Origin of the sequence: Burkholderia sp. AU18528 (assembly GCF_002223215.2) — a bacterium.
Lineage (GTDB): Bacteria > Pseudomonadota > Gammaproteobacteria > Burkholderiales > Burkholderiaceae > Burkholderia > Burkholderia semiarida.
In genome coordinates, this window is record NZ_NKFC02000004.1 from 1,146,848 (window position 1) to 1,173,245 (window position 26,398).

At 63.4% G+C, this 26,398-nt stretch carries 17 protein-coding genes; 15 read left to right on the forward strand and 2 right to left on the reverse strand.

The genetic code is table 11. The features are described from left to right. Positions 1 to 42: 42 nt before the first annotated feature. The 12 genes from CFB52_RS08125 (at position 43) to CFB52_RS08180 (ending at position 16,682) form a co-directional block, all read left to right on the forward strand. Positions 43 to 1,815, forward strand: a complete 1,773-nt coding sequence (locus tag CFB52_RS08125; protein WP_099316377.1) for a methyl-accepting chemotaxis protein — start codon at positions 43 to 45, stop codon at positions 1,813 to 1,815. 550 nt (positions 1,816 to 2,365) lie between these two features. Continuing rightward, a complete protein-coding gene (locus tag CFB52_RS08135) occupies positions 2,366 to 4,288 on the forward strand; it encodes a PrkA family serine protein kinase (RefSeq protein WP_027784391.1) in 1,923 nt (640 codons plus the stop codon). Positions 4,289 to 4,413: 125 nt separating this feature from the next. Continuing rightward, positions 4,414 to 5,682, forward strand: coding sequence for a YeaH/YhbH family protein (locus CFB52_RS08140; RefSeq protein WP_006476064.1), 1,269 nt, complete (start codon positions 4,414 to 4,416; stop codon positions 5,680 to 5,682). Continuing rightward, positions 5,679 to 7,358 carry a SpoVR family protein gene (locus tag CFB52_RS08145; RefSeq protein ID WP_060318426.1) on the forward strand — a complete coding sequence of 560 codons (1,680 nt, stop codon included), beginning with the start codon at positions 5,679 to 5,681 and terminating at the stop codon, positions 7,356 to 7,358. The genes CFB52_RS08140 and CFB52_RS08145 overlap by 4 nt, the downstream gene beginning before the upstream one ends. A gap of 233 nt (positions 7,359 to 7,591) precedes the next feature. After that, positions 7,592 to 8,896 (forward strand): MFS family transporter, encoded by a 1,305-nt coding sequence (locus CFB52_RS08150; RefSeq protein WP_059584128.1) that lies wholly within the window; start codon positions 7,592 to 7,594, stop codon positions 8,894 to 8,896. A 466-nt stretch (positions 8,897 to 9,362) separates the two neighbouring features. Next, positions 9,363 to 10,178 (forward strand): ABC transporter substrate-binding protein, encoded by an 816-nt coding sequence (locus CFB52_RS08155; protein WP_059584343.1) that lies wholly within the window; start codon positions 9,363 to 9,365, stop codon positions 10,176 to 10,178. Positions 10,179 to 10,272: 94 nt separating this feature from the next. Beyond that, on the forward strand, positions 10,273 to 10,995 hold the full coding sequence (locus CFB52_RS08160; RefSeq protein ID WP_099316378.1) for an amino acid ABC transporter permease: 723 nt from the start codon (positions 10,273 to 10,275) through the stop codon (positions 10,993 to 10,995). 2 nt (positions 10,996 to 10,997) lie between these two features. After that, positions 10,998 to 11,723 carry an amino acid ABC transporter permease gene (locus CFB52_RS08165; protein WP_099316626.1) on the forward strand — a complete coding sequence of 242 codons (726 nt, stop codon included), beginning with the start codon at positions 10,998 to 11,000 and terminating at the stop codon, positions 11,721 to 11,723. An 893-nt stretch (positions 11,724 to 12,616) separates the two neighbouring features. Further along, positions 12,617 to 12,946, forward strand: coding sequence for a hypothetical protein (locus CFB52_RS34580; RefSeq protein ID WP_257220076.1), 330 nt, complete (start codon positions 12,617 to 12,619; stop codon positions 12,944 to 12,946). 12 nt (positions 12,947 to 12,958) lie between these two features. Beyond that, on the forward strand, positions 12,959 to 13,708 hold the full coding sequence (locus CFB52_RS34170; protein WP_144029728.1) for a hypothetical protein: 750 nt from the start codon (positions 12,959 to 12,961) through the stop codon (positions 13,706 to 13,708). Between the two features lie 420 nt (positions 13,709 to 14,128). Continuing rightward, entirely contained in the window at positions 14,129 to 14,374 is a 246-nt protein-coding gene (locus CFB52_RS08175; protein ID WP_099316379.1) for a hypothetical protein, read from the forward strand. A 547-nt stretch (positions 14,375 to 14,921) separates the two neighbouring features. Beyond that, positions 14,922 to 16,682: a ShlB/FhaC/HecB family hemolysin secretion/activation protein gene (locus tag CFB52_RS08180; protein WP_099316380.1), complete on the forward strand. Its 1,761-nt coding sequence runs from the start codon at positions 14,922 to 14,924 to the stop codon at positions 16,680 to 16,682. A 1,194-nt stretch (positions 16,683 to 17,876) separates the two neighbouring features. Here the strand turns inward: CFB52_RS08180 and CFB52_RS08190 are convergent. Further along, a complete protein-coding gene (locus CFB52_RS08190) occupies positions 17,877 to 19,160 on the reverse strand; it encodes a M23 family metallopeptidase (RefSeq protein ID WP_180278198.1) in 1,284 nt (427 codons plus the stop codon). Between the two features lie 317 nt (positions 19,161 to 19,477). Then, positions 19,478 to 20,125 carry a TetR family transcriptional regulator gene (locus CFB52_RS08195; RefSeq protein ID WP_059584121.1) on the reverse strand — a complete coding sequence of 216 codons (648 nt, stop codon included), beginning with the start codon at positions 20,123 to 20,125 and terminating at the stop codon, positions 19,478 to 19,480. 151 nt (positions 20,126 to 20,276) lie between these two features. Here CFB52_RS08195 and CFB52_RS08200 point away from each other — a divergent pair, with 151 nt between their 5' ends. The 3 genes from CFB52_RS08200 to CFB52_RS08210 are packed head-to-tail and all read left to right on the forward strand — an operon-like array spanning position 20,277 to position 26,095. After that, positions 20,277 to 21,479 (forward strand): MexX/AxyX family multidrug efflux RND transporter periplasmic adaptor subunit, encoded by a 1,203-nt coding sequence (locus tag CFB52_RS08200; RefSeq protein ID WP_099316382.1) that lies wholly within the window; start codon positions 20,277 to 20,279, stop codon positions 21,477 to 21,479. A gap of 15 nt (positions 21,480 to 21,494) precedes the next feature. After that, complete coding sequence (locus tag CFB52_RS08205; RefSeq protein WP_099316383.1) at positions 21,495 to 24,635, forward strand: multidrug efflux RND transporter permease subunit; 3,141 nt, start codon at positions 21,495 to 21,497, stop codon at positions 24,633 to 24,635. After that, positions 24,635 to 26,095: an efflux transporter outer membrane subunit gene (locus CFB52_RS08210; protein ID WP_099316628.1), complete on the forward strand. Its 1,461-nt coding sequence runs from the start codon at positions 24,635 to 24,637 to the stop codon at positions 26,093 to 26,095. The genes CFB52_RS08205 and CFB52_RS08210 overlap by 1 nt, the downstream gene beginning before the upstream one ends. The last annotated feature ends 303 nt before the right edge of the window (positions 26,096 to 26,398 follow it).

The following is a 26,398-nucleotide window of genomic DNA, read 5'->3' on the forward strand; positions in this document are numbered from 1 at the left end:
ACGGGCCAGGCCCGTTCATGACGACGCAACACAGGATGGATGATGGTGTTCAGGAACCTGACGATTCGGGCGCGCATCGGTTTCACGATGGCGTTTCTGGCGGTACTGCTGGCGGTCACCGGCGTGCTCGGTCTGCACGGGATGACGCGTTCGAACGATTCGACGCGCGAGATTTTCACGAACCAGATGCCGAGCGCGGTCGACGTGGCGATGGCGGAAATGTTCGCCGCGCGCGAGCGCCTCGCGCTCGACCGTGCCGCGCTGCTGGCCGGCACGCCCGACTCGGCGGCGGCCATCGAGCGCAGCCGCGCGATGCGGGCGCAATCGGACGCCTGGTGGCAGAAGTACCTTGCGCTGCCGCGCGACGCCGACGAGGACCGGCTCGCACAGGACGTCGTCGCCCGGCGCAAGGTGTTGCAGAGCAGTTGCGACGCGTTCGCGAGCGCGGTCGCGGCCGGCGACCACGAGCGGATCGGCGACGGCGCCAAGCAGCTTCAGGCGCGCTATACCGAGCTGGCCGCGGCCGGTGAAGCGCTGCGCGGCTTCCAGTTCACCAATGCGCAGGCGCGCTTCGATCAGGCCGAATCGGTGTTCGAGACGATGCGCGTGCTGTCGATCGTCGTGCTGCTGGTCGGCATCGGCGCTGCGGTGCTGTCGTGGCTGACGCTGAGCCGCGCGATCGGCCGCCCGATCGCCGACGCGCTGTCGCATTTCGACGCGATCGCCGCGGGCGACCTGCGCCGGCCGATCGTCGTGGACCGGCGCGACGAGATGGGCCAGTTGCTGGCAGGCCTCGCGAAGATGCAACGCGGGCTCGTCGACACGGTGCGCACCATGCGCGGCGGCAGCGAGTCGATCGCGACCGCGGCCCGCCAGATCGCGGCTGGCAACATCGACCTGTCGTCGCGTACCGAGGAACAGGCTGCTGCGCTGCAGGAAACCGCGTCCAGCATGGAGCAACTGACGGGCACCGTGAAGCAGAATGCGGACAATGCGCGTCAGGCAAGCTCGCTGGCGGCGAATGCGTCCGAAATTGCGAACAAGGGCAACACGGTGGTCGGCCAGGTGGTCGGCACGATGGGTGAGATCAACGACAGCTCGGCGAAAATCGCGGACATCATCGCGATCATCGAGGGAATCGCGTTCCAGACCAACATTCTGGCGCTGAATGCGGCCGTCGAAGCCGCACGGGCGGGCGAGGAAGGCCGCGGCTTCGCGGTCGTCGCGGGCGAAGTGCGCAGCCTCGCGCAGCGCTCGTCGAGCGCGGCGAAGGAAATCAAGGCGCTGATCGACGCGTCGGTGGAGCGTATCCGGACGGGCTCGACGCTGGTCGACGAGGCGGGACGCACGATGAGCGACGTGATCGGCGCGGTCCAGCGCGTGACGGACATCATGGGCGAGATCGCGGCGGCGTCCGAGGAGCAGAGCGGCGGGATCGACCAGGTGGCGCGCGCGGTCGCGCAGATGGACGAGGTCACGCAGCAGAATGCCGCACTCGTCGAGGAAGCCGCCGCCGCCGCGCAGTCGCTGGAGGAGCAGGCGGCCCGCCTGCGCGAAACGGCAGCGGTATTCCAGCTCGACGACGAGGCGGCACGTGCGGGCACCGTCGTTGCGGTTGCCGCACGTCATGCGCCGCGCGCGCCTTCCGCGCCGGCTGCTGCGCCCGCACCGGCTGCCGCGCGCGTCGAACGCGAGGCCGCGCCGAAACGCGCGAGCGCCGCGACGCCGGCGCGCAAGCCCGCCGCCGTGTCGGCCGCCCCCGCACCCGCGCCGGCAGCGGCGGCCGCCGGCGGCGACGACTGGGAGACGTTCTGATTCGCGTGCGCCGCGTATCTATCCCCATTTGGTGACGACGACGCCCGCGATCCGCGGGCGTTGCCGTTTCTGCGGCGGACGAAATGTGACGGCGCGGACGAGTCGATCGCTGATCGGCAGGTGTGCCGAGCGTCGCGCACCGAGAGATTCGCGGGAATGCGCTGCGTGCGCGTCATGTTCCCGCGTTCGTCGTACGGGTATGTCCGTAAGGGACTGCGAAAAAATTTGTAACGGTTCGCGCGGCGTGTCATCGCACGCGGCCGCTCGAACGTGAAGGGATGAAGGGAGAAGGTGGCGACGTCGGAGGTGTCCAACGCACGAGACGTTTCGGTGTTCGACGAGACGCGGCGGATGCAGTTTCTGCGGCTCGGGAGATCGATTGTAAAACGACGAAATGCGTTGTCCAAGCGGTGTTGTCGAGAATGACGAACTTCATACGAAGAGTTCGTGAAAAAAAATAAGAAAGGGTTTAGGATGAATTCGAACGCGCTTGCTTCTGCGCAGTCATACGAAGGCAGGCACGTCTTCAGACTCAGGCGAGGGAGGTAGCATGGATATTTACAGCAGCTTCGCGAACCGCTTCGAAAAAACGCGAGAGGAAGAGCTCTCGCTGGAGGAGTATCTCGCGCTCTGCAAGAACGATCCATCCGCGTACGCGACGGCTGGTGAACGCATGCTGGAAGCAATCGGGGAACCTGAACAGATCGATACCCGCAACGACCCGCGCCTGTCGCGGATCTTCGCGAACAAGGTCATCAAGGTGTATCCGGCATTCCGTGAGTTCTACGGAATGGAGGAGGTGATCGAGCAGGTGGTCGCGTACTTCCGCCACGCTGCGCAAGGTCTTGAAGAGAAGAAGCAGATCCTCTATCTGCTGGGCCCGGTGGGCGGCGGCAAGTCGTCGATCGCCGAGCGCCTGAAGCAACTGATGGAGCGCGTGCCGTTCTATGCGCTGAAGGGCTCGCCCGTCAACGAATCGCCGCTCGGGCTGTTCGACTACGACGAGGATGGTCCGATCCTCGAGGAACAGTACGGCATTCCGCGCCGCTACCTGAAAAGCATCCTGAGTCCGTGGGCCGTCAAGCGCCTGCACGAATACAACGGCGACATCCGCCAGTTCCGCGTGGTGCGCCGCTATCCGTCGATCCTGCGGCAGGTCGGCATCGCGAAGACGGAGCCGGGCGACGAGAACAACCAGGACATCTCGTCGCTGGTCGGCAAGGTCGACATCCGCAAGCTGGAGCAATACGCGCAGGACGATGCCGACGCGTACAGCTACTCGGGCGGCCTGTGCCTCGCGAACCAGGGTCTGCTCGAATTCGTCGAAATGTTCAAGGCGCCGATCAAGGTGCTGCACCCGCTGCTGACCGCGACGCAGGAAGGCAACTTCAAGGGTACCGAAGGTTTCGGCGCGATTCCGTTCGACGGCGTGATTCTTGCGCACTCGAACGAGTCGGAGTGGAAGGCTTTCCGCAACAACCGCAACAACGAGGCACTGCTCGACCGGATCTTCGTCGTGAAGGTGCCGTACTGTCTGCGCGTGTCGGAAGAGATCAAGATCTACGAGAAGCTGATCCGCAATTCGTCGCTGGCCGAGGCCGTATGCGCGCCGGGCACGCTGAAGATGATGTCGCAGTTCTCGGTGCTGTCGCGCCTGCACGAGCCGGAAAACTCGAGCCTGTTCTCGAAGATGCAGGTGTACGACGGCGAGAATCTGAAGGACACCGATCCGAAGGCGAAGTCGTACCAGGAGTATCGCGATTACGCGGGCGTGGACGAAGGGATGACCGGCGTGTCGACACGCTTCGCGTTCAAGATCCTGTCGCGCGTGTTCAACTTCGACACGAGCGAGGTCGCGGCGAACCCGGTGCATTTGATGTACGTGCTCGAACAGCAGATCGAACGCGAGCAGTTCCCGCCGGAAACCGAGCAGAAGTACCTGTCGTTCGTGAAGGACGTGCTCGCGTCGCGCTATGCGGAGTTCATCGGCAAGGAAATCCAGACGGCGTATCTCGAGTCGTATTCGGAGTACGGCCAGAACATCTTCGACCGCTACGTCACGTATGCGGACTTCTGGATCCAGGACCAGGAATTCCGCGATCACGACACGGGCGAGAGCTTCGATCGCGCCGCGCTGAACGCGGAGCTGGAGAAGATCGAGAAGCCGGCCGGGATCAGCAATCCGAAGGATTTCCGCAACGAGATCGTGAACTTCGTGCTGCGCGCACGGGCGGCGAACGCCGGCAAGAACCCCGTGTGGACGAGCTACGAGAAGCTGCGGGTCGTGATCGAGAAGAAGATGTTCTCGAATACCGAGGAACTGTTGCCGGTCATTTCGTTCAACGCGAAGGGCTCGGCGGAGGAGCAGCGCAAGCATGAGGACTTTGTGAACCGGATGGTCGCGAAGGGCTATACGCCGAAGCAGGTGAGGCTGCTTTGCGACTGGTACCTGCGCGTGCGCAAGTCGTCATGACACGCGCGGTATCGCGCCCGTACGGCGAGTCCGTACGGGCACTTTCAGAGGCGCCACCCGCATGACGGCAGACGGCATGCGCGGCGAGTGCCCCGGCAGATCGACTTTCGAGCGGGAGACCGGGAGTGCTTCATCAAATCATCGACCGCAGGCTGGCCGGCAAGAACAAGAGCATCGCCAATCGCGAACGCTTCCTGCGTCGCGTCAAGAACTACATTCGTCGTGCCGTCTCCGACGCGGTGCGCGACCGTAGCATCAAGGATATCCAGAGCACGCAGAGCATCACGATCCCGCGCAAGGACATCGCGGAGCCGAATTTCCGGCACGCGCCGGGCGGGCGTCGTGAATACGTGCACCCCGGCAACGAGGACTACGTGCGCGGCGACAAGATCCCGCGTCCGCAAGGCGGCTCGGGGGGCGGCGGCAGTCAGGCGAGCAACGAGGGCGAAGGGCAGGACGACTTCGTGTTCGAGCTGTCGCGCGACGAGTTCATGCAGTACTTCTTCGACGATCTCGAACTGCCGCGCCTCGTGAAGACGCACCTGCTGACGGTGCCGAGCTGGAAGAACGTGCGCGCGGGCTGGTCGGCGGAAGGCACGCCGAACAACATCGACGTCGTGCGTTCGCTGCGCAGCGCGCTCGGCCGGCGCATCGCGCTCGGCTCGCCGCTCGTCAACGAGTTGCGCGAGCTCGAGGCGCAGCTCGAAGCGCTGAAGAGCGACCCCGAAGACCGCCGCGCGGAAATCGCGACGCTCGAAGCCGAGATCCATCACCTGAAAGGGCGCATCTGGCGGATTCCGTTCATCGATCCGTTCGACCTGCGCTACATCAACCGCGTGAAGCAGCCGCAGCCGTCGAGCCAGGCCGTGATGTTCTGCCTGATGGACGTGTCGGGCTCGATGGACGAGCAGCGCAAGGATCTCGCAAAGCGCTTCTTCATCCTGCTTTACCTGTTCCTCAAGCGCAACTACGAGCGTATCGAAGTGGTGTTCATCCGCCACCACACGCGCGCCGAGGAAGTCGACGAGGACACCTTCTTCCATTCGACCGAAAGCGGCGGCACGGTGGTGTCGAGCGCGCTCGAATTGATGCGCAAGGTGATGGACGAGCGCTACTCGCCGACCGAGTGGAACATCTACGGCGCGCAGGCGTCCGACGGCGACAACTGGACTGACGATTCGCCCAAGTGTCGCAAAATCCTGGAAGAGGATATCCTCACGAAGACGCGTTACTTCGCGTATATCCAGGTCGCGCCGGAAGAGCAGAACCTGTGGCTGGAATACGCGCAACTGGCCCTGTCGCAACCGCATCTCGCGATGAAAAAAGTGGAATCGGCTGCGGACATTTACCCGGTGTTTCGCGAATTGTTCGAAAAGCAGGTGGAAATGTCATGACGAGCCGCCATCTGCACAACGAGTCGCGCGGCTACGAGCCGCGCCCTTCCGGCGACGACACGGCCGGCCCTGCCGCATCGCAGCAACGCGGGCAGGCCGAGCCGCCGCCGCCGGCCGCCGACTTGCCCGGTTCCGGGCAAAAGGAAGCGCGTATGAACGTTGCCGAACGCAAGCCGCTGCCGTGCCCGTCCGACTGGACGTTCGAATTGCTCGAGGAATACGACACGCACATCTCGCAGGTCGCCGAACAATACGAGCTCGACATCTACCCGATCCAGCTCGAACTGATCAGCGCCGAGCAGATGATGGACGCGTATGCGTCGGTCGGGATGCCCGTCAACTACCGTCACTGGTCGTTCGGCAAGCACTTTCTCGCGACCGAGAAGAGCTACCGCCGCGGGCAGATGGGCCTGGCCTACGAAATCGTCATCAATTCGAACCCGTGCATCGCGTATCTGATGGAAGAGAACACGATGACGATGCAGGCGCTCGTCATCGCGCATGCGGCGTACGGGCACAATTCGTTCTTCAAGGGCAACTACCTGTTCAGGCTGTGGACGGACGCGCACGCGATCATCGACTATCTCGTGTACGCGAAGAATTACGTCGCGGAATGCGAGGAGCGCTACGGCCTCGATCGCGTCGAGGAACTGCTCGACTCGTGCCATGCGCTGATGAACTACGGCGTCGACCGCTACAAGCGGCCGCAGAAGCCGTCGCTGTCGAAGGAAGCGGCGCTGCGGCGCGAGCGCGAGGCGTACCTGCAGTCGCAGGTCAACGAACTGTGGCGCACGCTGCCGGGCAAGAAGCCCGAACTGACGGAGGAGCAGGAAGACCGCTATCCGCCCGAGCCGCAGGAGAACCTGCTGTATTTCGCCGAGAAGAATGCGCCGCTGCTCGAACCGTGGGAGCGGGAGGTGATCCGTATCGTGCGCAAGATCGGCCAGTATTTCTATCCGCAGCGGCAGACGCAGGTGATGAACGAAGGCTGGGCGACGTTCTGGCACTACACGCTGCTCAATACGCTGTACAACCAGGGGAAGCTGGAAGACGGCTTCATGATGGAGTTCCTGCACTCGCACAGCAACGTGGTCTATCAGCCGCCAGTCACGAAGCCGTACTACAGCGGGATCAACCCGTATGCGCTCGGCTTCTCGATGATGAGCGACATTCGCAGGATCTGCGAAGCGCCGACGGAAGAGGACTACAAGTGGTTTCCGGAGATCGCGGGCACGCCGTGGCTGCCGGCGATGCACTACGCGATGCGCAACTTCAAGGACGAGAGCTTCATCGCGCAGTACCTGTCGCCGAACCTGATCCGCGAGATGCGGCTCTTCTCGGTGCTCGACGACGACATGCGCGATTCGCTCGAGGTATCGGCGATCCACGACGATTCCGGCTATCAGTACGTGCGGCAGGCGTTGTCGCGGCAGTACGACATCCATCACCGCGAGCCGAACATCCAGGTATGGGCCGTCAACACGCGCGGCGACCGCAGCCTCACGCTGCGCCACTTCATGACCGACAACCGCCACCTGTCGAACGACAGCGACGAAGTGCTCAAGCACATGGCGCGGCTCTGGCAGTTCGACGTGTACCTGGAAAGCGTCGACGAGGCCGGCACCGTGCGCAAGCGCTACGAGTGCCGCTACGTGCCGCCGGAGGTTCGCGTGTGATCGTCGCGGTCGAGCATGTTTGCATCCGACGCCAGCCTGCCGGCTGGCGTTTTCATATGACGAACGGGTGGCGGGAGAAAAATTTTCTACATCCGGACGAACCCGCAAAGCCTGTTACTTTACATTTCGCTAAAATCCCGTAGCGCCGTGCGCCGGAACCGGTGCCACGCGCGACCGCACGCGGCGGCCCCGGCCGTCTCGCCCAGAAAGTACTAAAAGGAACAGACCAACCCATGGACGTCCAGACCGACCAAGCTGCGCTGTCCGCGCATGACACCCGGCGGCGCGTGTTCGCCATCGTCGGCGCCTCATCGGGCAACCTCGTCGAGTGGTTCGACTTCTACATCTACTCATTCTGTGCGCTGTACTTCGCGCCGGCATTCTTCCCGAGCGGCAACACGACGACGCAGCTGCTGAACACGGCCGGCGTGTTCGCGGCCGGCTTCCTGATGCGTCCGATCGGCGGCTGGCTGTTCGGCCGCATCGCCGACCGTCATGGCCGGCGCGCGGCGATGATGATCTCGGTGCTGATGATGTGCGGCGGCTCGCTCGTGATCGCGGTGCTGCCGACCTATGCGCAGATCGGCGCGCTCGCGCCGGCGCTGCTGCTGGTGGCACGGCTGTTCCAGGGCCTGTCGGTGGGCGGCGAGTACGGGACGAGTGCGACCTACATGAGTGAAGTGGCGCTCAAGGGCCGTCGCGGCTTCTTCGCGTCGTTCCAGTACGTGACGCTGATCGGCGGCCAGCTGTGCGCGCTGCTGGTGCTCGTGATCCTGCAGCAGACGCTGTCGGCCGGCGAGCTGAAGGCATGGGGCTGGCGCATTCCGTTCGTGGTCGGCGCGGCGGCCGCGCTGATTTCGCTGTACCTGCGCAAGTCGCTCGACGAGACGTCGACGAGCGCGTCGCGCGACAAGAAGGACGCGGGCACGATCCGCGGCGTGTGGCAGCACAAGGGAGCGTTCTTCACGGTGGTCGGCTTCACGGCCGGCGGCTCGCTGATCTTCTACACGTTCACGACGTACATGCAGAAGTACCTCGTGAACACGGCCGGCATGCACGCGAAGACGGCCAGCAACGTGATGACCGTCGCGCTGCTCGTCTACATGCTGATGCAGCCGGTGTTCGGCGCGCTGTCGGACAAGATCGGCCGCCGCACGTCGATGATCCTGTTCGGCTCGTTCGCGGTGATCGGCACGGTGCCGCTGATGCATGCGCTGAAGGACGTGACGAGCCCGGTGGCCGCCTTCGTGCTGGTGACGGTCGCGCTGGCGATCGTCAGTTTCTACACGTCGATCAGCGGCCTCATCAAGGCCGAGATGTTCCCGCCGGAAGTGCGCGCGATGGGTGTCGGCCTGTCGTATGCGGTGGCGAACGCGATCTTCGGCGGCTCGGCCGAGTACGTCGCGCTGTGGTTCAAGTCGATCGGCAGCGAGGAAACCTTCTACTGGTACGTGACCGTGCTGTGCGCGATCTCGCTGATCGTGTCGTGGCGGATGCGCGATCCGAGCAAGGAAGGGTACCTGCGTCACGAGCCGTGATCGATTGCGCCGTGCGCGCATGTGCATCGTGACGAACGTCCCGCCAGCCGGCGGGACGTTTTCGTTGGTGCGCGCGATTCTGCCGGGGCGACGCGCGGTCGGGATCCGGTGCCGGAGCCTGGACAGGCGCGGGCATGAGCGTACGCCGTCATATCGATATGGAAATCGATTCGTTGCCTGTTGCGGGCGATTTCCTTACTCTGAACCTGTAGTTCGTGTGACACCTCCTTGACTGGGATTCGCGCCCGCTGCTTGCAGCGGGCGTTTTTTTGTGCGGCGGCAATGTGTTCTCGTAGCTCGCGCGCCTCATCACGAAACCCGCAGAGCAAAGCACCATTTGTTGGTTCGGATTCGCCGCACGCGCTGATACGTTAGCGGCTTCGCGACGACACACTTCGCCGCGATGTTTTTCGAACCGTGCCGCCGCGCGATCCGCGGCGGCCTCATAACAAATCAGGTCGTGCTCATGAAAATCAACACGCTCGCTACGTGGCTCGTCGGGGTCGCACTCATTACCGCAGGCACCGTCGCGCATGCGGACCGTCTCGACGACATCAGGAAGGCCGGTGTGCTGCGCGTCGCGACGTTCGACAGCAACCCGCCGTTCGGTTATGTCGACGCGAAAAGCAACCACATCGTCGGTCTCGACGTCGATTACGCGAAGGCGCTTGCCGACAAGCTCGGCGTGAAGCTGCAACTGCAGCCGACCAACCCCGCGAACCGCATTCCGTTCCTGACCTCCGGCAAGGTCGACCTCGTGCTCGCGAATTTCACGATCACCGACGAGCGCGCGAAGCAAGTCGACTTCAGCATCCCGTATTTCTCGTCGGGCCAGCAGTTTCTCGCGAAGAAGGGCGTGCTGAAATCGGCCGACCAGCTGAACGGCCTGCGCGTCGGCGCGGACAAGGGCACGACCAACGAAATCACGCTGCGCGAGAAATTCCCGAAGGCGACGATCGTCGCATACGACGACACGCCGTTCGCATTTGCCGCGCTGCGCGCGGGCAACGTGCAGGCCATCACGCAGGACGGCCCGAAGCTGATCGGCCTGCTCGCGAACGTGCCTGACAAGCAGAACTACGAGATCCCAGCGTTCACGATCTCGAACGACTACATGGGCGTCGGCGTGCCGAAGGGCGAGACGCGCCTGCTCGGCTTCGTCAACGACACGCTGAAGGGGCTCGAGGCGAGCGGCCGCGCCACGCAGATCTACGACGCATGGTTCGGGCCGACGACGAAGACGCCGCTCACGCGCATTTTCCGGATCGGCGACAAGACCTGACCGCTTCCGCACGCACGCCGCGACCGGCCGGAAGATCGGCCGCGCGGCGTTGTTCGTATACCTCCGATCGCGCGCTTCGTGCGCGCTTCCCAGCATGCTCGGGTTGGCTCCCAAATATCTGTCCTGGCTCTGGCAGGGCTTCCTGCTGACACTCGGCCTCGCGGCCGCGTCGGCCGTCGCCGCGACCGTCGGCGGGCTGCTGCTCGCCGTGATGCGGCATGCGCGCGGCAGGGCGCCGCGTGCGGCCGCCACCGCGTACGTGATTGCATTTCGCAACACGCCGTTGCTGGTGCAGTTGCTGTTCTGGTATTTCGGTGTCGCGTCGTTGCTGCCCGATACGTGGACGGCGTGGCTCAATGCGCGCCATGCGGTGAGCGTGGGCCCGTTCACGCTCGCGTGGCCGTCGTTCGAATTCGTGGCCGGGTGGGTCGGGTTGAGCGCCTATACGGCTGCCTTCGTCGCCGAGGAATGCGAAGCCGGCCTGCGCGGCGTGCGGCGTGCGCAACACGACGCGGCGGCCGCGCTCGGCCTCACGCCGATGCAGTCGCTGCGCTACGTGGTGCTGCCGCAAGCCGTGCGCATCGCGTTGCCGCCGTTGTTCGGCCAATACATGAATCTCGTGAAGAACTCGTCGCTCGCGATGGCGATCGGCGTCGCCGAGTTGTCGTATGCGTCGCGGCAGGTCGAGACCGAGACGTTCAAGACGTTCGCCGCATTCGGCGTCGCGACGCTGCTGTACGTCGCGGCGGTGGCCGCGATCGAAGCCGGCGCGTATGCGGCCACGCAATGGCGCGAACGGCTCGGAGCGGGGCGCTGACGATGGATCTTTCGCTGCTTTTCTCGAATCTGCCGTACCTGCTCGTCGGCGCGTTTCCGGACGGCCCGCTCGGCGGCGCCGCGCTGTCGCTGGTGCTGGCGCTCGCGTCCGCGATCGCGTCGGCCGCGCTCGGCGTGGTGCTCGGCGTCGCGATGGCGCTTGTACGCGGCCCGGCGCGCGTGCTGCTGCTCGCGTTCATCGGCTTCTTTCGCGCGATTCCGGTGCTGATGCTGATCTTCTGGACGTATTTCCTGATGCCGGTGCTGCTGCACATGGATGTGCCGGGGCTCGCGACGGTCGTGTGCGCGCTGGCGCTGATCGGTGGCGCGTATCTCGCGCATGCCGTGCATGCGGGGATCGTCGCGGCCGGCGACGGGCAATGGCAGGCCGGCCTGTCGCTCGGGCTCACGCGCTGGCAGACGGTGCGCTACGTGCTGTTGCCACAGGCGATCCGGATCATGACGCCGTCGTTCGTCAACCAGTGGGTCGCGCTCGTGAAGGACACGTCGCTCGCGTATATCGTCGGCGTGCCGGAACTGTCGTTCGTTGCAACGCAGGTGAACAACCGGCTGATGGTGTATCCGGCGCCGATCTTCCTGTTCGTCGCGGCGATCTATCTGGTGCTGTGCACGTCGCTCGACGGCGCGGCGCGGTGGTTGCTGTCGTGGCGGCCGCGGGGGCGGCGTGTCGAGAGCACGGCGGTTGAACGGATCAAATCCCTCCGATGATGTAATCCCGATACGCGGTTGCAAGGGAGCCGATTACTGGTCGCATGCCGATTCGAGTGACCCTGCTCCCGTTCCACGAATGCGATAGTCGAGGAAACACCGGACGGCAGTGCCAGAAACCGGTGAGCGGACGACAGGCGCGTGTCGGTGTGCCGGCCGGTCCTTGGTGGCGAGCAAATAGAAACTCACCGTGAACATTGCGACGAACGCGAGGCCCAGCCCGATCGACACAATGGTGGGGGGCAGCGATCGCGGAAACTCCTGTGGTAAGTGCGCCGATGCGGAAATGCATCGCCGGAGGTGCCGTATCTGGCCGCGCCGAGGAAGCTGATATGTGGCTGAAAGAAGGCTAATTTCAGGTCATGCGCCGATTCGCCCTCGCAATTCTGTCAGGGATTTTTGAGATGATGGGTGAGGTAATATTCGCGCGAATAGAGATCACCGGCTCGTCGCTTCTCGGCAACGCTTGACACTTGTTGACGCTGTTCGATCAGATTCCGTGCGATGTTCGAAGGCCGTGAGAGCGGATCGGACGAATCGCGAGTAGTTGCAAATCAGACAATTCAGCGAGCAGCCAATTTGCCAGAGGGAATGCAACAACAAATTGTGATTGATATACGCGGGCAAACAGTATCCCCCGCACAACGGACGGAGATTGTTCAAGGTATTGCTCAAAAGTCGAATGGCATAATTAGCCTGATTAATATTCAATTTAAGATAAAATGAGAACGATAGGCTTTCACGGTGGGCATACAATTTGTGAGCTTGGGCCGGCCCCTGATGTTAGATTGTTCTTCAAGTGTCTCGAACTGTATGCGGCACAAGATCATTCGGAACAAGATTGGAGCTTGTTAACGGATCGCCTATATCGCCGGTACCTTCGGAGGGAGGAGTTGGATAGCGCTCGCGCGTTGATGGCGAAAGCCCGCGAAATTTTTGCAGAAAAGCCAGCTGCAACGTCTGTTGAGTGGGATGCTGCAATGCTCGCAAATCCGGAGAAGAGCTGGCTGAATCCAGACCAATCGACACTGGCTGACGTATTTGGAAGGTTTTTTGAAAAATTCGTCGATGCCTGCGAGTCCGCAGAGTCATTCTTCGAGGCATTTAACATCTACCAGCCTGTTCGTGTTGTAATTTCAGATTTGTCTGGATTTACTCGAGATCAGAATAAACCTCTTTTTGAATACGACGCACTGGAAGGGGAGCCATTTTGGTTGAAATAATGACTCTCTTGGTTGAATTATGAAATAAAGGAATCGTCCGCAACGCGATTAAAAGAAGAGTTAGCGATCGCGTCCATTGCTAAATCGTCCAAGGTGATTACCATGATTTTTAGATCAAATTTTGACAAAAGGTATGGTCATCCCAATTTTGTGGTATCGCTGGATGGCGATTTTGAGTTCATGATAAGTGGCCTGTTTGAGTATTTTGAGGGCGAGATTCGACGAGGGGTGAGGTTCAATGCTGGTCAGACTATCCAGTTTGGCTGGATGATTTTGATGTTGAAAAAAGACGGACATGGCGATTTGGAGCTGTGGGAGCCAGATTTTCGTCGTATGCCAATAAATTGGGTGTTTTCGATAGACAAAACTTTCAAGGATTTGTATTTGCAAAGAGAGGTGTGCGATCAGGTGAATGTTGATCCGAATTTTCCATCCTTACTGGAGAGGGGGATTGTTTCTCCAGGATTTGGATCATGTCGAGAATTTTTTATAAACCGGGATTCATCGCAGAAAGGCGATTCAGGTTGGTTTTTTGTTGAGCGAGACAATAATGGCGGCGACGGAAAATTCTCCTCCTTGTTTGAGGTGGCGGTGAATTATCCGAGGGTTGTCCCATTCTTGGCCTTGCCATCTTGCACAATTGTTAAATATGTTGCGGGCAAGATCGAGGTAAGATTTCACGATCGGGTAATTTCTTCCTCGGAGAATAAATTCTTGCAAAGAATTTTGGATGGCTGGACGTCTGGTGGAACGTATCATTGAAATTTTTTGATGGGATGATTGTAAGTCCAAAAATGACATCGGGAAAGGAAAGGTAGCTGGGTAAACGAGAACGATACGATGAGATTAACGGCGCGCGATTACAATGATTCAGCCGCTGATGCGAGATCCGATCCAGGAATCTAGGCCGGGTTTGCACCTGCGTTGGAAGGAGCCCGACTTGATGGATTGGCTGCCTCGTAAAATGCGATTGCGTCGATGGCAAGGTGATAATTGAGCGAAAAATCCTGCCGTTATGGCGGATAGGGCTTACGATTAAGCCAGTCGTCAGTCACAGGTGCTCGCTCAAAATGGATTTGTTGAGCGATGCGGCATGCGAAATAAACAATAATCTGCGCGGGATAAAAGAAATGTTTCATATCCTTGGAATGGCCGGCATCACAGGGAAGGTTGTCTCGTCAAATGGAAAATAAGTACTTTGCAAGAGTAATTATTGATGTTTCGATATTTTTGGAATATTCTGGTGAGAGCGTCATTGATCTGGATGCATCCATGGAGTTACTGGAAAAAATCAGTAGCGGGTTGCAAGAGATGTCGGATTCTGAAAGAGCATCTTTGTCGAAAAGTATTCGCGAACTGGCACCGCAATACGGTTCGCGGTCGAGCTTCGTAACTGATCTCCCATCAAATTTGGGAATTTCGGAATAACGAGATCGGTATACCCACCACCATCACTGAATGGCCCGTATGTCACAATCGGCATGTAGGTGAATTTTAAATTGAGGCAGGCTAAGATCATCCTGATCAAATGAGGTGAAAATGGCGGGATCGATAGTTATTTCTAAAGATGTTCGCGTTCCGGTGAGTACGAGTCAGTTCGATTATTTGGTTGGCAGAATCGGTGATCAGTTTGGCTCGTCTGACATTTGGGTTAAGGATGAGGTTTGTCTTCCTATGGAAGAAGGAGGGATGAGCTTTATCTCAACGGAATCGTTGAATTCTAACGGGCTGTCAATTTTTCTGACGGCTGTGACGCGGGCTAGAACCGCTTCTCAGGCTGAGGATTCATTTCCGCTATACGAGAATGTGTGGGATCAATTGATTGAGAAGTTGCGGCAAGACACCCGGCTCGGAAATGCGGGGAATTGATTTAAACCGCGACTATAGTTGGGGCCCTGATGCGAATTGATGGCCAGTGCCATATCGATAACGGGGGATGTTTGCTGTCTATTCCCGTCAATCAAAAAATAATTAAATGAAAACGACCAGACGGCTGGCTGTTTTGCCAATCATTACTCTGATCACGCTTGCTGCGCAAGCACAACAGACCCCCACTCCGAACGACCAAGCCGCCGCTGCCCGCGCGAATGCCGAGCAGAATCAGCAAGTGCAGCAACGTCGCGACACCCAGCAGCGTGAGGCCACCGTGCAAGCGCCGGGCGTGCGCTCGGACGTGCCACGCCCGGAAGCCCATCCGGTGTTGCCCACGGAGACGCCGTGCTTCCGAATCGACCGCTTCACGCTCGACGTGCCCGACTCGTTACCGGCCACGTCAAAGGCGCAAGGCGCATCCACCTTGCCGATGGATCGCTTCGCCTTTGCGCGCGACTGGCTTGCGCACTACGCCGGCCAATGCGTCGGCAAGCAAGGCGTCGACCTGATCGTCAAGGGACTCTCGCAGGCCATCCTCGCACGCGGTTACATCACGACCCGCGTACTCGTGCCCGAGCAGGATTTGTCCACCGGCACATTGAAGCTTGCGCTGATTCCGGGCGTGATCCGCCACGTGCGTTTCGAGGACGAGAAGCTACGCGGAACGTGGAAGACCGCATTCCCGACGCGCGACGGCGACGTGTTGAACCTGCGCGACATCGAACAAGGGCTTGAGCAGATGAAGCGCGTCTCAAGCCAGGATGTGTCGATGCGGATCGCACCGGGCGATACGCCTGGCGAAAGCGATGTCGTACTCGACGTGAAGCGCGGCAAGCCATGGACCGTCGTCGCCTCCATCGACAATTCCGGCACGCGTGCGACGGGCAAACTGCAAGGCAACGTATCGCTTGGCATCGACAACCCGCTGGGCCTGAACGACATCCTCAACGTCGGCTTCAACCAGGATCTGGAATTCGGCGACAAGCGCTTCGGCTCGCACGGATGGAACGCGTTCTATTCGATCCCCTGGGGCTACTGGACCGGCACGCTCTCCGCCTACACCAACACGTACTTTCAACCACTTGCGGCCGTGAATCAGACGTTCGTTGCGAGCGGCAACATGAAGACGATCGATTTCAGGCTCAATCGTGTGCTGACGCGCAGCCGGAACGATGTGTTCGGCGCACAGGTTCGCCTGACGCGCCGTTTCGGCGACAGCTATATCGAAGGCACGACGATACCGTCGTCGCACCAGAACGCGACCTTTCTCGAACTCGGGTTGACTGACCGGCACTATTTCGGCTCGTCGCAGTTCGACGGCTCGCTTGCCTATCGTCAGGGCTTGGGCTGGCTCGGCTCGACCGATAGCATGTTCGCGGCAGAGGGAGGGCAGACGTACCGATTCAAGATGATCGTGCTCGATGCGAATCTGTCGACACCGTTTGCGATTGGGGCGCAGCCGTTCAAATACGTGACGACCTTTCATGGTCAGTACACCGGCAACACGGTTTCATACCTCGATAGCGTCACGATCGGCAGTCGTTATACCGTGCGGGGATTCGACGGTGAAACGCTGCTGGCGGCATCACGCGGGTTCTACTGGCGCAACGAATTGCAGGTACCCATCGCGCAGACCGGGGCATCGGCCTATGCAGGTCTCGACTACGGTCGGGTCTGGGGACCGGAGCCGGTTGCCTTGGTCGGCACGCAGCTCGCCGGTGCAGTGATTGGCTTCAAGGGCAGTGTCGCGACTCGGTTCGGCGGATACGGCTACGATCTCTTCGCGGGTACGCCTGTCTACAAGCCGTCGGGTTTTCCGACCGCGCGAGTGACGCTCGGTTTTCAGGTGACTGCTCAGTTCTGAAGACAATGAGCCAAGGTACTTCTCCGACACGTACACGTCGCAAGCCCGACGTTGCATATGCCCGTCTGGTCGAGATTGCCGCCGAACGGGGGCATACGCTTCTAACGCTCGAATGGCGAGGGCTGAAGTCCTACTATGAATTCCGCTGCGAATCGGGCCATGACTTCACGCGCATAGGCACTGTCGCGATGCGCGGCACGATAACCTGCCTCCAGTGCGAACAAGTGCGCGTGCAGCACCGCTTTCAGGAACTATTGAGTGAACGCGGTCTTGTTTGCCATGAAGGAACCTATCTCGGTCAAACGGCGCGGCAACATTTCACCTGTCGTTCTGGACACGAATGGACGACCGAGGCTCGCAAGATTCTAGACGGCCACGGGTGTCCGCGATGCGCAAAAATCGAGTTGGCCGCGTGTCTCCTACATTCCGATGGCTTGGAACGTCTTCATGAGGCGGCGGCGGAGCGCGGCGGTCGTTGTCTGACTGACACGTATATCGGTATCGCCGCGCATTACGAATGGGAGTGTGCCGAGGGCCATCGATGGACAGCCGTAGCTCACAGAATCGTCGACGGCGGATGGTGCCCGCACTGTGCTCGAATCAGGCATGGAGAACAGCAACGCGATCCGAACGGGCTCCAGCGATTGCAGGCCGCAGCGGCACTACGCGGTGGACAGCTTCTCTCGACGGAGTATCACGTGACAAATTCGAAGTACCGATTCCGATGCGCACGTGGACATGAATGGACGACGTGGGGGCATTTGGTGCTCGGCGGGGCATGGTGTCGGCATTGCGCCAATCTCGCGAAACGCCGAACGATAGAGGACATGCAGGCAATTGCCGCGGAGCGCGGTGGTCGATGCTTGAGTACCGAATATCACGGCAATCGAGTCAAATTGACGTGGCAATGCGCACACGGACATGTTTGGGACTCGATGCCGAACACGGTGGTCAATCGCGGTGCGTGGTGCCCGAACTGTTTTCGGTTGCGAATCACTCGGGATCCGGTATTGCGCCGGCGCTATGACCACGAGGGGATGTAGTGCGAGCCGCCTTCGGTATCAGGCGCAAGTCTGCTTTTACCCCGCGCCAAAACATCGGCTCAAGCCCGTGACCAGCGGACGGTGTAGAGAAGAGTGGCGGAGCACTTGACCGTACGCTCTTCCGCAACCACCAGGATCGTGTGCCCCCGAATCAGCTTCGCTCCGCCGAGTAGTGCGTATCGAAAACCGCACGCAGCGTCGACGGACCGGTCGCGAAATCGCCCCACAGCGGCCCGTCGTTCTGCGCGAACGCGAACGGCGTCGTCTTGATCGACGCAAGCCGGAAGCGCCATTGCGCGGCTTCCTGGCGGAACGCGGTGAGCTGCATGTCGGACAGCCCCGTCTGCGCGTTCGCGAGCGTGACGAGCGGATCGACCGGATCGTTCGCGACCCGCACCTCGAAATGCAGGTGCGGGCCGGTGGCTGCGCCCGTCATCCCGACCGACCCGATGCGCTGGCCCTGCTTCACCGTTTCGCCGACCTTCAGCCCGCGCGCGTACGCGGACAGGTGCGCGTAGTAGGTCGAATAGCCATCCGCATGGTCGACGATCACGTAGCGGCCATAGCCGCCCGGATCGGTGCCGACGAACGACACGACGCCATCGGCCGCCGCGTCGACCGGCGTGCCGCTCGGCGCGGCGAGATCGACGCCCGTATGGAACGCCATCGCCTGCGACAGCGGATGGATGCGCTCGCCGAAGAACGAGCTGATGCGCGTCCACTTGACCGGCATCGTGAACGCCGCGGCTTCGAGCGGCGAGCCGTCGAGCGTGTAGTACGCACCGTGTTCGGCGCCCGGCGCGTGGAACCAGATCGCGCCGAACGTGCGGCCGGCGACGCGCAGCTCGAGCGCGGTCAGGCGCGGCGTGCCGTCGTGCGTGTCGAACGCGAGGCGGTAATAGTCGCCGCGCTGCGCACTCGCGCGCATCGCGACCTTGCCGGTGACGAGATCGCCCAGCTGGATGCGCACTTCGGGCGGCACGTCGAGACGATTCAGCGTATCGGACAGCGTGAGCTCGATGTCGCCCGCGCGCATCCCTTGCCGGTGATCGGGCGACGCGAACTGGAACAGGCTCGCGTAGCCGAGCATGTCGTTGCGATGCGCGCTGAGCGGCGCGAACAGGCCCGGCTGCGGGCTGCGATCGTTGCGCTCGAGGTAGTCGTTGCGCTCGCCGAGCGTGCGTGCAAGCTCGCTCGTCACGAAATGCTGCGCGGTGGGAAACGGCGTATCGGACAGCACGCGCTGCGGCAGCGCGGCCGTGCCCGAGTCGACGGCGCCGGGCAGTTGCGATACGGCAGGCAGCGCGGCGGCGAGCCCGAAGGCGGCGAGGGCGCCGAGCACGGCGGCCGGCACGAGCGCGCGCACGAGGCGCTGCGCGCGGCCGGGCGCGAAAGCATCAGGGGTTGCGGCAGGCTTGACCAAAGGTGTCCACATCCAGGAAAGCGGTTCAAAGAGGTGTGGGCAGGAGCCGTCGGCGGTCCATGCGTCAGGGGGGCGACGGGCGTGCAACAAAACAGGCCCCGCCAGGGGCCTGTATCGTTCCCGTTCGACCCAACTCGCGGGGCGGGCCCCGCTTCGAACGGCGGCGTGCATGCCGGGTCGAACCCGGTTATCACGAAGACGCTAAAGAAAGATGACAGCGTCAGTCTACCGATGTTCCGCGAAACGTTAAAAATTTTAAAGAGGGTCAGCTCATTCGTTTCGCAGTGCGGTAAGTCGGGTTAAATCAGCATTTGTTACGACGATTTTCGTTAGTCCGGCAATTTTTGCGCGCGCCGGCGCAGCGCGGCCGACGTGCGGACGGCGTCGAAACCGGCGTCGAGCATCGCCTCGGCGTCGTTCCACAGGTTGCCGCGCAGCCGGTTGGTCCAGATCATCGACGCGAACACGCCTTCGAGCAGTGACACCAGATAGACGGCAGCCAGATGCACGTCGAGATCGGCGGCGATCTCGCCGGCTGCGATCGCGCGACGCAGCAGCGCCTTCGTGATCCGCAGCATCTGCAGCTCGAGCAGCATGCGGCGCCGCTGCAGCGCGCCGTTTTCCTCGCTCTGCTCGCACTTCGTATAAAGAATCACGAGCACGCGCTGCATCGGGCCTGGCTCGCCGCATTCCTGCAGGTAGTGCGACGCGGCGCGCCGCAGCGTCGCGAACGGCGGCAGGCCGTCGCCGGCGTCGAAACCTTCCGACGTGCGCGCGAACGCGCGGTCGCACATCGCCAGACAGACTTCCATCTTGTTGCGGTAATGGCCGTAGACGGCGCCCCGCGACATCCCGGCGGCCTCGGCCAGGTCCGCCATCGCGGTTTGCGCGACGCCTCGCTCGAGCAGCACGAGCTCGGCGGCGTCGAGGATCCGGTGCTTGATGGCGAGCGATTCTTCCCGGGTCTTGCGGGCCATGTCGTGAAATTCCTTACAGTTCGCTGTCGTTTTATTGAGACAGTGTGTCGGTCAGATTGAAGGAGCCTGTATTTAATCAGACATGACTGATTATAATCGGCCACCCTGAGCCGCCGCATTGTATCGGCGGCGAACGTTCCGAGGTCAGAACATGAATAACAAACGCACCCTGTGGCGCCGCACGCGGCTGGCGCCGTTCGCGCTCGCGGCCCTGCTGGCGGTGGGTGGATGCGGAAAGGGCGACGAGGACGCCGCGCCGGAGGCCGCGAAGCAGGCCGCCGTCGTGACGGTGCGCCCGACGGCGGTGCCGATGACCGTCGAACTGCCGGGCCGGCTGGACGCATACCGGCAGGCGGAAGTCCGCGCGCGGGTCGCAGGCATCGTCACCGCGCGCACCTACGAGGAAGGCCAGGAAGTGAAGCAGGGCGCGGTGCTGTTCCGCATCGATCCCGCACCGCTGAAGGCCGCCCGCGACGCCGCGCAGGGCGCGCTCGCGAAGGCGCAGGCCGCCGCGCTCGCGGCGACCGACAAGCGCCGCCGTTACGACGATCTCGTGCGCGATCGCGCGGTGAGCGAGCGCGACCACACCGAGGCCGTCGCGGCCGATACGCAGGCGAAGGCCGAGGTCGCTTCGGCGAAGGCGGAACTCGCACGCGCGCAACTGCAGCTCGACTACGCGACCGTCACCGCGCCGATCGCGGGCCGCGCACGGCGCGCACTCGTGACCGAGGGCGCGCTCGTCGGCCAGGACCAGGCGACGCCGCTGACGACCGTCGAGCAGCTCGATCCGATCTACGTGAACTTCTCGCAGCCGGCCGCCGACGTGGACGCATTGCGTCGCGCGGTGAAGAGCGGGCGCGCGACGGGCATTGCGCAGCACGACATCGCGGTGACGCTGCTGCGCGCGGACGGCACCGCGTATCCGCTGAAGGGCAAGCTGCTGTTCAGCGATCTCGCGGTCGATCCGACCACCGACACCGTCGCGATGCGCGCGCTGTTCCCGAATCCGGAGCGCGAGCTGCTGCCGGGCGCATATGTGCGGATCGCGCTCGACACGGCGGTCGACCAGCGGGCGATCCTCGTGCCGCGCGACGCGCTGCTGCGTACCGCCGACCGTACGTCGGTGCGTGTGGTGGGCGCGAACGGCAAGGTCAAGGACGTCGAGGTCACGGCCGACCAGATGAGCGGCCACGACTGGCGCATCACGCGCGGCCTCGCGGGCGGCGAGCGCGTGATCGTCGACGACGCCGCGCAGTTCGCGCCGGATACCACCGTCAAGCCCGTCGAAAAGGCGCCGCGGTCGAAGGCGGCGCCGGCAGCGGCCGCTTCGCGGGCGGCCGCCCGTCAAACCTGACCGGTTCAAACCAACATGGCACGTTTCTTCATCGATCGCCCCGTCTTCGCGTGGGTGATCGCCATCTTCATCATGCTCGGCGGCCTGTTCGCGATCCGCGCGCTGCCCGTGGCGCAGTACCCGGACATCGCGCCGCCCGTCGTCAGCATCTATGCGGCGTACCCGGGCGCGTCCGCGCAAGTCGTCGAGGAATCGGTGACCGCGCTGATCGAGCGCGAAATGAACGGCGCGCCGGGATTGCTGTATACGTCCGCGACGAGCAGCGCCGGGGCGGCGTCGCTGTACCTGACGTTCAAGCAGGGCGTGAACGCCGATCTCGCGGCCGTCGAAGTGCAGAACCGACTGAAGACGGTCGATGCGCGCCTGCCCGAGCCCGTGCGCCGCGACGGCATCCAGGTCGAGAAGGCCGCCGACAACATCCAGCTCGTCGTGTCGCTGACGTCCGACGACGGCCGGATGACCGACGTGCAGCTCGGCGAGTATGCGTCGGCGAACGTCGTGCAGGCGCTGCGCCGCGTCGAGGGTGTCGGCAAGGTGCAGTTCTGGGGCGCCGAATATGCGATGCGGATCTGGCCCGACCCGGTGAAGCTGGCCGGGCACGGCCTCACCGCGTCGGACATCGCGTCGGCCGTGCGCGCGCACAACGCGCGCGTGACGATCGGCGACATCGGCCGCAGCGCGGTGCCGGACAGCGCGCCGATCGCGGCGACCGTGTTCGCGGACGCGCCGCTGAAGACGCCGGCCGATTTCGGCGCGATCGCGCTGCGCGCGCGGCCGGACGGCTCCGCGCTGTTCCTGCGCGACGTCGCGCGCATCGAATTCGGCGGCAACGACTACAACTATCCGTCGTACGTGAACGGCAAGGTCGCGACCGGGATGGGCATCAAGCTCGCGCCGGGCTCGAACGCGGTGTCCACCGAGAAGCGCGTGCGCGCGACGATGGACGAGCTGTCGAAGTACTTTCCGCCGGGCGTGAAATACCAGATCCCGTACGAGACGTCGTCGTTCGTGCGCGTGTCGATGAACAAGGTCGTCACGACGCTGATCGAGGCCGGCGTGCTGGTGTTCCTGGTGATGTTCCTGTTCATGCAGAACCTGCGCGCGACGCTGATTCCGACGCTCGTCGTGCCGGTCGCGCTCGCGGGCACGTTCGGCGTGATGTACGCGGCCGGCTTCTCGATCAACGTGCTGACGATGTTCGGGATGGTGCTCGCGATCGGCATTCTCGTCGACGACGCGATCGTCGTCGTCGAGAACGTCGAGCGGCTGATGGTCGAGGAAGGGCTCGGGCCGTACGACGCGACCGTCAAGGCGATGCGGCAGATCAGCGGCGCGATTGTCGGGATCACCGTGGTGCTCACGTCGGTGTTCGTGCCGATGGCGTTCTTCGGCGGCGCGGTGGGCAACATCTATCGGCAGTTCGCGCTGTCGCTCGCGGTGTCGATCGGCTTCTCGGCCTTCCTCGCGCTGTCGCTGACGCCCGCGCTGTGCGCGACGCTGCTCAAGCCGGTGTCCGGCGACCATCACGAGAAGCGCGGCTTCTTCGGCGGGTTCAACCGCTTCGTCGCGCGGGCGACGCAGCGCTACGCGGCGCGGGTCGGCGCGATGCTGAAGAAGCCGGTACGCTGGCTCGTCGTGTACGGCGTGCTGACCGCGGCCGCCGCGCTGATGCTCACGCAACTGCCGACCGCGTTCCTGCCGGACGAGGATCAGGGCAACTTCATGGTGATGGTGATCCGCCCGCAAGGCACGCCGCTCGCGGAAACGATGCAGAGCGTGCGCGAAGTCGAGTCGGCCATCCGCCGCGACGAGCCGGCCGCCTATACCTATGCGCTCGGCGGCTTCAACCTCTACGGCGAAGGGCCGAACGGCGGGATGATCTTCGTCACGCTGAAGAACTGGAAGGCGCGCAAGGCCGCGCGCGATCACGTGCAAGCGATCGTCGCGCGCATCAACGAACGCTTCGCGGGCACGCCGAACACGACGGTGTTCGCGATGAATTCGCCGGCGCTGCCCGATCTCGGCTCGTCGAGCGGCTTCGACTTCCGGCTGCAGAACCGCGGCGGGCTCGACTACGCGACGTTCAGCGCCGCGCGCGAGCAACTGCTCGCGGCGGGCGGCAAGGATCGTGCGCTCACCGATCTGATGTTCGCGGGCACGCAGGACGCGCCGCAACTGAAGCTCGACATCGATCGCGCGAAGGCGTCCGCGCTCGGCGTGTCGATGGACGAGATCAACACGACGCTCGCGGTGATGTTCGGCTCCGACTATATCGGCGATTTCATGCACGGCACGCAGGTGCGGCGCGTGATGGTGCAGGCCGACGGGCGGCACCGGCTCGATCCGGACGACGTGAAGAAGCTGCGCGTGCGCAACGCGCGCGGCGAGATGGTGCCGCTCGCGGCGTTCACGACGCTGCACTGGACGCTCGGGCCGCCGCAGCTCACGCGCTACAACGGCTATCCGTCGTTCACGATCAACGGCTCGGCCGCGGCCGGCCACAGCAGCGGCGAGGCGATGAGCGCGATCGAGCGGATCGCCGCGAAACTGCCGGCCGGCATCGGCTATGCGTGGTCGGGACAGTCGTTCGAGGAGCGGCTGTCGGGCGCGCAGGCGCCGATGCTGTTCGCGCTGTCGGTGCTGGTCGTGTTCCTCGCGCTCGCGGCGCTCTACGAGAGCTGGTCGATTCCGTTCGCGGTGATGCTGGTCGTGCCGCTCGGCGTGATCGGCGCGGTGCTCGGCGTCACGCTGCGCGCGATGCCGAACGACATCTATTTCAAGGTGGGGCTGATCGCGACGATCGGGCTGTCCGCGAAGAACGCGATCCTGATCGTCGAAGTCGCGAAGGATCTCGTCGCGCAGCGCATGTCGCTCGTCGACGCGGCGCTCGAGGCCGCGCGCCTGCGGCTGCGGCCGATCGTGATGACGTCGCTCGCGTTCGGCGTCGGCGTGCTGCCGCTCGCGTTCGCATCGGGCGCCGCGTCCGGCGCGCAGACGGCGATCGGCACCGGCGTGCTCGGCGGCGTGATCACGGCGACCGTGCTCGCGGTGTTTCTCGTCCCGCTGTTTTTCGTGATCGTCGGCCGCCTGTTCGACGTCGGCCCGCGCCGGCGCGGCGGCGCGCAGCCGACGACGATGGAGGGTTCGCAACCATGATGTTCGCGCTGAATGTACGCGCCGCGCGGCGGCTTCCGGCGGCGCTCGCCGCCGCGCTCGCGCTCGCCGGGTGCTCGCTCGCGCCGCGTTACGAGCGCCCGGCGGCGCCGGTGCCGGCGACCTATGCGCCGGTCGACGGCAATACGACACCGGCCGGCGCGTCGGCCGCGGCGCAGGATACGGCGCTGCTCGACGACTGGCATGCGTATTTCACCGATCCGGCGCTGCAGGCGTGGATCGACGCGGCGCTCGCGAACAATCGCGACCTGCGGATCGCGGCCGGCCGGCTCGAGGAAGCGCGCGCGCTGTACGGCGTGCAGCGTGCGGACCTGATGCCGTCGGTCGATGCGAATCTCGGCTATGAACGCGCGCGCCAGTACGATCCGGTCGTGCGCGAAAGCGCGATCAGCGGGCTGTATCGCGCGGGCGTCGGCGTCAGCGCATACGAGCTCGACCTGTTCGGCCGCGTGCGCAACCTGTCCGACGCGGCGCTCGCCGAGTATTTCGCGACGGCCGACGCGCAGCGCACGGTCCGCATCGGCGTGATTGCCGAAGTGGCGGGCGCGTACGTTTCCGAACGATCGTTGCACGAGCAACTGGCGCTCGCTCAGCGCACGCTCGATGCGCGCGAGCGGATGGCCGCGCTCACGCAACGCCGCTATGCGGCCGGCACGAGCGATGCGATCGAGCTGCGCTCGGCCGAGATGCTGGTGGCGTCCGCGCGCGCGTCGCAGGCCGCGCTGCGGCGCGAGCATGCGCAGGCCGTACGGGCGCTGCAATTGCTGGCGGGCGACTTCGCGCGCAGCGTGCCCGGCGACGCGACCGCACTCGACGCGCTGTCGATCGCGCCCGTGGCGCCCGGTGCGCCGAGCGCATTGCTCGAACGGCGGCCGGACATCCGGCAGGCCGAGGCACGGCTGAAGGCCGCGAACGCGAACATCGGCGCGGCGCGCGCGGCGTTCTTCCCGCGCATCGCGCTGACGACGGACTACGGCTCGGTGAGCGACGCGTTCTCGAGCCTGTTCGCGGCTGGCACGAGCGTATGGACGTTCGCGCCGCGCATCACGCTGCCGATTTTCGCGGGCGGCCGCAATCGCGCGAACCTCGACGTCGCCAACGCACGCAAGGACATCGCCGTTGCCGAATACGAGAAGGCGGTGCAGACCGCGTTTCGCGAAGTGGCCGATGCGTTCGCCGCGCGCGACTGGATCGACCGGCAGCTCGCCGCCCAGCAGGAGGTATATGAGGCGGACGGCGCGCGGCTGAAGCTGGCGGAGCGTCGCTACGCGGGCGGCGTCGCGACTTATCTCGAACTGCTCGACGCCCAGCGCAGCACGTACGAGTCGGGGCAGGAACTGATCCGGCTCAGGCAGCTCAGGCTTGCGAACGCGATCGCGCTGTACCGCGCGCTCGGCGGCGGCTGGGCGCCGGCAACGGCGGAGGCCGCGGCTTCCGCGTGACGTGCGATTCGTCGCCCGACGCCGCGGCGTGTCGGGCGACTTCACGGCGGCCACGCGCTTCGACGTTCGGCCGCCGCTTCGACAGGGCGTACCGCCCGCCGTGCCGCCGATCGTCGTCGGCGCTTCCTTTCACCGTTCGGCGGACCGTCTCCGCGCTTTTCATTTCGCCCAATCCGGCATGCCAGCCGCGTTCCAGCGGCCGCGCGTGCATGCGGTTTCACGATCGGCAATTGACGATCGAATTAATCAATGAATTGGAATTAATGGCGGCGACAAAGTGTCGCGGTAAAACGTTTGTATGCT